Here is a 6,941-nt window from a genome sequence, read left to right on the forward strand (position 1 = left end):
CGGCCCTCACCAGGGATTAGGCCCGGGATTACTCACCGGGGTCAGTTTGAAGTGAGGGTTATACCAGTCACCTCGGTGGGTTCAACTTGTGGTCTGAGCCCCAACAGCGGTGCCAAACGCCCGATCATTTCTGCAGCCACCGGAACGGCGGTCCAGCCCGCTGTTCGGCGCTCTTCACCGTGGGCAATCACTGAGGGTTCATCCAGTGTCACCACCAGTACATATTTGGGATCATGGGCTGGAAAGATCGAAGCAAAGGTGGCGATCACCTTGTCCTCATAATACCCACCGCGCGGCTTGGGCTTGTCGGCGGTGCCGGTCTTACCGCCGACCTGATAGCCGGGCACGCGGGCAAAGCTCGCGGTGCCTTCGGTCACCACCTGACGCAGCATGGTACGGGCTGCTGACGCGGATTCTTCGGACATGATACGGCGCCCCAGCTGAGGGCCATCCTGCTTTAGAACTGTCGGGCTGACATAACGCCCACCATTTGCCACAGCTGCATAGCCTGCAGCCAAATGCATGGGGGTGGTGGAAATCCCGTGCCCATAAGAAATGGTCATCGCCGAAAGTTCCGACCAGTTCTTGGGCAACAGGGGTTTGCCGCCCTGTGCCTCAACGATCTCAAAAGGCGTTGCCTCCAGCATTCCCAAACCGGTGAGGAAATCCTGCTGACGTTCAGCGCCAATTTGCTGGGCCAGACGGGCAGTACCGATATTGGAGGACTTCACAATGATATCGGTCACCGACAATTCATTGCCGTAGTTACGGAAATCCTTAATCGAGAATTTCCCCCAGCGCAGCGGACCACGGGTATCGATGACCGTCTGCGGGTTCACCAAGCCGAGATCCACTGCCTGAGCCGCGGTGAAAATCTTAAAGGTCGAGCCCAGTTCGTATACCCCTTGTACCGCGCGGTTAAACAGCGGGCTGACGGATGGGTCAAAGCCAGAGGTGGGCGGCGCGGGGCGTTCATTGGGATCAAAGTCAGGCAGCGAGACCACCGAGATCACCTCGCCGGTGTGGACATCCATCAGAATCGAGGTGGCACCCTTGGCACTCATCAGCTTCATGCCGCCATCCAACACCCGCTCCGCCGCCGCCTGCACGGTCAGATCCAGCGACAGCGCCAGGGGCTCGCTGCCATTGGCGGGATTGCGCAGGTAGTCATCGAACTGCTTTTCCACCCCAGCCACGCCAATCACCTCGGCAGCGCTGACACCCTCCTTGCCAAAGCTCGCTCCGCCCAAAACATGGGCCGCAACAGAGCCATTGGGATAAAGCCGCATCTCGCGGGGGCCAAACAGCAGGCCAGGATCGCCAATATCATGCACCGCCTGCTTTTGTTCGGGGCTGATTTTCTTTTTGATCCAAAGGAACTTGCGCCCGCCGGTGAATTTGGCCAACAGGTCGGCGTGGTCCAGATCTGGGAAAATCTCAACCAGGCGGTCCACTGCATTTTGCGGATCAATCAGTTGTTGCGGCTGCACATAAAGCGAATGCGTTTCAAAATTGGTCGCCAGAATACGCCCCTGGCGGTCCACAATATCCGCGCGCTGCATGGCAATGGCGCTGCCCGCCACACTGGCCACGGGCTCACGCGGTTCAGAGGTCGCCATAACCCCCATACGCGCAGCTACTGCTGCATAGGCACACAGAAAAAACACCCCTAGAACCAGCAGACGGCCCTCGGCACGCTGGCGCGATTTCACCTGCATATCGTCGTGGCGCTGACGAATGTTCTCTTTTTCGATGGCGTCTGGATTTTCCCCTTTTGAGCGAGCATCCAGAATACGGGCCAGCGGGCGAAGCGGCGTGCGGATCATTGGCCTGCCTCCTGGCCGCTGGTGGCATTCAAACCCGAGACATCCACACCTTCGGTGATCAATAGCGCCGGTTGCAGCGGGTAGGTGACTTCATCCACCCGACCAAACTGATCGGGGCGCAGGGGCAACAACCCCAGGCGTTCAAAGTTCAGCTCCGCCAGCTCGATCAACCGGTCTGGGCGGTTGAGATAGGCCCATTCCGCCTTGAGTACGCTCAGACGTTCCTGTGCGGCCCCAATATTGCGTTGCAGGCTGCGGGTCTCTTTCAGAACCTGCTGGGTGGCGTAGTTTTCACGATAAGCCCAAAAGGCGAGACCAAAAACGGCCAGCGCCGTGACAACATAAAGCAGAGACTTCATTTACGCCCCTCTTTCAGTTGCGGCATGCTGAGATCTTTCGCGCTGATAGGTACAGGTGCAGCATCTGTGCGCCGCCCAACCCGCAGCCGCGCCGAGCGCGAGCGGGGGTTCTCCGCCAGCTCATCATCATCTGGACCCACCGCCTTGCGGGTGACCAGCTCAAACTGTGAGGGGATTTCCGCCACTTCCGGCGCGTAGCGATTGGCCCGCCCGGTCTTATTGGCGCGATGCTGGAAAAAGCGTTTGACCATGCGATCCTCAACCGAATGGAAAGTGACAACCGCCAGCAACCCGCCAGGTTTCAACGCCCGCTCTGCCGCAAGCAGCCCATTGAACAGCTCTTCGTATTCAGCGTTGACGGCAATGCGCAGAGCCTGAAAGCTGCGGGTGGCCGGGTGCGATTTGCCGGGTTTTGCCCGTGGCAGGCAACCTTCAATCAATTTTGCCAGTTGCAGCGTTGTGGTGATCGGCTCCAATTCGCGGGTCTTGACGATGGATTTGGCAATACGGCGGCTGGCGCGCTCTTCACCAAAATGGAACAGGATATCTGCCAATTGCACCTCAGACAGTTCTGCCACCAGATCCGCAGCCGAAGGCCCGGACTGAGACATGCGCATATCCAGCGGCCCATCACGCATGAAGGAAAAGCCCCGTTCGGCCAGATCCAACTGCATGGAGGAGACCCCGAGGTCCAGCACCACGCCATCCAGATCCTGGGCGTATTCATCCATCTTTGAAAACACGCCCTCCTGCAGCACCAGACGGTCGCCATAATCTGCCGCCCAGGGCTGGGCCAGTTCAAAGGCCAGCGGGTCGCGGTCCACACCAATCACCTGCTCGGCTCCGGCCTCCAGCAGGCCACGGGTGTAGCCCCCTGCGCCAAAGGTACCGTCCAACCAACGACCAGAAACAGGTGCCACCGCTTTTAACAGTGGGCGCAGCAGAACTGGGACATGGGGACCAGAGGGCGTAGGTCGGTCCGTCGTCATAGTCTATGCGCCTCCGGCGCCATCAAGGAACTCCAGCGGATCAAACCCCTCTGGCAGCTCATCCATCCATTTATCCGCAAGGGCCTGTTCTTCTTCGTCATAGGTTTCGGGCTTCCAGATCTGGAACGTGTCACCTGCCGCCATAAAGAAGGCTTCTTTTTCCAGGCCAACCTTATTGCGCAGCTTTGCGGGCAGAACCAGGCGGCCGGTTTCATCAATCGTGGTGGGGAAGGACTGGCCGTGGAACATGCGTTGCAGCATCTTGCGCTGCATCGAGCCGCGCGGCAAAGCATCAATCTTGGCGTCGACTTCCTCGATTGCCTCAATCGTGTAGCATTCAAGATAGTTGCGACGGTGATCACCATAGACAATCACCAACTCGGGGCTTTCACCAGATTTCCAATTCGGGTCGCTGGCCTCGATCACACGACGAAAGGAGGCCGGAATCGATACCCGCCCCTTTGTGTCCACCTTATGGTGGCTTTCGCCTCTGAACCTACGGCCCAAGATCTCGCCCTCAATTTGCGCCTTTAGCGCGTTGTCTGCCCCAGAAACTAAGGAAGGCGAGCTGATCTGCTGCCACTGATCAACTCGCCTCCTAATTCCCGCTTAGCGGGGTGTCCGACTGCGCGCGCCACCTGGGGGGATGTCTGCTCGCCCGCGCGCCGGATCTCTCAGTGTTCGGATGAAGTGAAGGCCTGTATGAACCTGCTTATTATTATGAGCTGGGGTCTTTAGCGCCCCTATTTGCTCTCCGCTGCATCCGATGAGAAAGGGATACTATGGGAAATCATGGCCTGACAACCCACAATTCAGAAAAGACTCCATAAAGCCAGCTCGGAGACCAAAACGGGACGAAAAATTTCCCCCTAGACCAGCCAATAAATGGCACAAATTGCGACGCTCGAAGGGAAGATCACAACATATAGAGGCAAAAAAGGTGCGTCAAAAACTGGGCATTTTTGCCCATGAAATCCCAGTCCGAGACAAAAATGTTAACAGCAGATTAACAGTTCACCCAATGTTCCACCCTATACTTGTGGATAATGCTGTGGATAACCAGAATCGTCACAGGACTCACCTAATGATTCGAATTCGAAATGCCGGTTTCAGCAGGCTGACAGCAGATCTCCAACATAGATCGGACCATGAATTCCCATTCCTCCCATAATTTCCCATGCCATCTTCACAAGCCGCCAGATCAACCCATGATAGCACCCGGACACCCACCTCTACGTGAGGAGAAATTTATTAGAATTCGAATAAAGTGTGGAGAAATTTCGTCAAGCAGGTCCAGCACTGGCGGCAAGGTTAAAGACCAAATGGACGATTGCCCCCTACAGACCGATGACCTTTGCACTCAGAACGGATGATTAAGCGCATAGGTGATTTAGGTCGGTACCCCCCCGAAGAGCGCGATAAGTGCCGCGCTGCACAGACTGTGCCTTGGCCCAGCTGTTAGAGCCCCGAGCTGCCGAGCCCCGACCAGAGAGAAGACCGCAGCCATAGGCCCAAGGCACCTAGAGCCCCACCCAGGCGCGACGAGAACCTGGGTGGCAAGTCAATACGGTCGGCGACTAGGCCATTCCACCCGCAACAAGACCCTTGGCGATTTGGGCATAGGCCTGCGCTGCCGCCCCCTCCCCCAACGCCACCGGAGTTCCCGCATCCCCGGCCAACCGGGTTTCAAGATCAATGGGCAAGGCCCCCAACAGTGGCAGACCTAGCGCCTGAGCCTCGGCAGCGACGCCGCCATGGCCAAAGATATGGTGCTCCCCGCCGCAATCCGGGCAGGTAAAGAATGACATATTCTCGATTAAGCCCAGAACGGGCGTCTTTAACGTCTTAAACATATCCAGCGCCTTGCGAGCATCGATCAAGGCCACGTCCTGCGGCGTGCTCACCACAATTGCGCCACTTAACTCACTCTTGGTACAAAGTGTCAGCTGCACATCGCCGGTTCCGGGCGGCAGATCCACAATGAGCACATCCAGCTCACCCCAATTCACTTGACCCAGCATCTGCTGCAAGGCACCCATGAGCATTGGCCCCCGCCAGACAACAGCCTTGTCCTCTGGCACCATGAGACCAATTGACATCATAGTCACCCCATGGGCACGCAGCGGCTCAATAACCGTCCCGTCGGGGCTTCTGGGCGCCGCAGAGATCCCCATCATGCGCGGCTGGCTTGGGCCATATATATCTGCATCCAACACTCCGACCCGCCGCCCCTGGCGCGATAGGGCCACGGCCAGGTTTGCGCTGACTGTGGATTTGCCCACGCCCCCCTTACCAGAGGCCACTGCCAGAATACGGGCAACGCCCTTGGGCTTTATCGGACCACTCTGCGGCTTCGGGTGCCCACCAATTTTGAGACTGGGAGCTGCGCCACCCGCCGGAGCAGGTGCAGGGCCATGAGCCGTCAAGGCCACCGAGGCAGATCCCACGCCCTCCAGTGCCAAGACAGCGGCTTCAGCTGCACGGCGCAAGGGCTCCATATGCTGCGCAATTGCCGGGCTCGGTGCCTCTATGACAAAGCTGACCTTTGCGAGCCCGCTTTCACCCGGCTCGTCTTGCAGGGTCAGGGCGCGTATCATGTCCCGCGAAATCAAGGTCCCACCATCCGGCAGGGCCAGGCGCTCCAGCGCCTCTTCCACTTTGTTCTGCGTAACGGACATATTCACCTCCAGCGCCCAACCTTGGTGGCCACCCCTATCCCAGCACGCCCCCTTGGTGAAGGGTGCAGCTTGTGCTGCACAACAGCATTCCGCAAGGGAAAGCGACCTGTCGGATTCGGAAAGCTACCGTTAGGGAAAGCAGAATTAGACAATTTCGCCTAAAAAAGAACCTGTTTACAAACAAGTACCACCCACCCATGCAAATGCCGCATAGCAGAATTGCTATCTTTAGGGATTGTGCACCTGCAGCATTCGACTATTGTTGATTTCAACAACGCCAATACTGGCACACCACAACAAGTGAACTCAGAGGATAGACCCGATGGCCGCTGTAAACCAAATCGCAACACCTAAGTCTGTACTCTCGTTCCTACCAACAGCCTGGTTCGACGAGCTGAGCACAAAGTTCGCTCGTTACCGCCTCTACCGCGAGACCTACAATGAGCTCTCCGAGCTTTCGGGCCGCGAACTGGCAGATCTGGGTCTGAACCGCTCGATGATTAAACGTCTCGCTTATCAGGCGGCCTACGAGAACAACTAATAGAGATCAGGCTCTTTTCTCCTCCTCCCTAAAGAGCCTGTCCTACGCGGTGGCATCCTCCTCCTCCCTGATGTCACCGCACCCTATACCGGCCAAGCCGGAACAGAATACATCTGGATCTCCTCCTCCCTTGATCCCGATGTTGTCATGAACGGCGGTGCCCCCTCCTCCTCCCTGGGCGCCGCCGTTTCTTGTTTTACCCCCCCAAGTTAAACGCCTCCCTGCGAGAGCAAATTCTCAAGCGCCCTTTTGTGGCGCCCTCCGCGAATGGAAGATCACCTCCCCACAGCTGCGCAATCAAAGGCGCGCAGGCATTTGATCACTTGTCGCCGTAGGCTCTGATTAAAAAGTGAGAGGCGCTCATCCCGGCGTATAGAATGGTCGTCGCAAAGAATTCTCGCACAAAAGCCTCAAGGCCCAGCAGGCGCCTTCGCCCTGACACAATATCCTAAAAGATCACCTGGAGAGGTCGGGGCCCACCTGCCCGCCAATATGGCAACAAGAGCTTCGGCCTCTGTCGGATAAAAACGTTCGCAAAGGGAGGGCGG

General features: G+C 57.5%; 6 protein-coding genes. 1 reads left to right on the forward strand and 5 read right to left on the reverse strand.

Annotated features, from left to right (window positions below; all coding sequences use genetic code 11):
* Window positions 1–41: 41 nt before the first annotated feature.
* The 5 genes from MED193_RS07175 to MED193_RS07195 form a co-directional block, all read right to left on the reverse strand.
* Window positions 42–1,826 carry a penicillin-binding protein 2 gene (locus MED193_RS07175; RefSeq protein WP_009809022.1) on the reverse strand — a complete coding sequence of 595 codons (1,785 nt, stop codon included), beginning with the start codon at window positions 1,824–1,826 and terminating at the stop codon, window positions 42–44.
* Window positions 1,823–2,185, reverse strand: coding sequence for a cell division protein FtsL (locus MED193_RS07180; RefSeq protein WP_009809023.1), 363 nt, complete (start codon window positions 2,183–2,185; stop codon window positions 1,823–1,825). The genes MED193_RS07175 and MED193_RS07180 overlap by 4 nt, the downstream gene beginning before the upstream one ends.
* Window positions 2,182–3,174, reverse strand: a complete 993-nt coding sequence (gene rsmH / locus MED193_RS07185) for a 16S rRNA (cytosine(1402)-N(4))-methyltransferase RsmH (RefSeq protein ID WP_009809024.1) — start codon at window positions 3,172–3,174, stop codon at window positions 2,182–2,184. The genes MED193_RS07180 and rsmH overlap by 4 nt, the downstream gene beginning before the upstream one ends.
* A 3-nt stretch (window positions 3,175–3,177) precedes the next feature.
* Window positions 3,178–3,681: a division/cell wall cluster transcriptional repressor MraZ gene (gene mraZ / locus MED193_RS07190; protein WP_083790464.1), complete on the reverse strand. Its 504-nt coding sequence runs from the start codon at window positions 3,679–3,681 to the stop codon at window positions 3,178–3,180.
* 1,070 nt (window positions 3,682–4,751) lie between these two features.
* Window positions 4,752–5,852: an Mrp/NBP35 family ATP-binding protein gene (locus MED193_RS07195; RefSeq protein ID WP_009809026.1), complete on the reverse strand. Its 1,101-nt coding sequence runs from the start codon at window positions 5,850–5,852 to the stop codon at window positions 4,752–4,754.
* 322 nt (window positions 5,853–6,174) lie between these two features.
* On the opposite strand from MED193_RS07195, the gene MED193_RS07200 reads away from it, so the two are divergent.
* Window positions 6,175–6,393, forward strand: a complete 219-nt coding sequence (locus tag MED193_RS07200; protein ID WP_009809027.1) for a DUF1127 domain-containing protein — start codon at window positions 6,175–6,177, stop codon at window positions 6,391–6,393.
* The last annotated feature ends 548 nt before the right edge of the window (window positions 6,394–6,941 follow it).

The organism is Roseobacter sp. MED193 (assembly GCF_000152965.1).
In the GTDB taxonomy this organism is placed as follows: domain Bacteria; phylum Pseudomonadota; class Alphaproteobacteria; order Rhodobacterales; family Rhodobacteraceae; genus Pseudophaeobacter.

Excerpts from the sequence above, each read along its gene's own strand:
- MED193_RS07175 (WP_009809022.1), bottom strand. The coding sequence starts at position 1,826 with ATGATCCGCACGCCGCTTCGCCCGCTGGCCCGTATTCTGGATGCTCGC.
- MED193_RS07200 (WP_009809027.1), top strand. The coding sequence starts at position 6,175 with ATGGCCGCTGTAAACCAAATCGCAACACCTAAGTCTGTACTCTCGTTC.
- rsmH (WP_009809024.1), bottom strand. The coding sequence starts at position 3,174 with ATGACGACGGACCGACCTACGCCCTCTGGTCCCCATGTCCCAGTTCTG.
- MED193_RS07195 (WP_009809026.1), bottom strand. The coding sequence starts at position 5,852 with ATGTCCGTTACGCAGAACAAAGTGGAAGAGGCGCTGGAGCGCCTGGCC.
- MED193_RS07180 (WP_009809023.1), bottom strand. The coding sequence starts at position 2,185 with ATGAAGTCTCTGCTTTATGTTGTCACGGCGCTGGCCGTTTTTGGTCTC.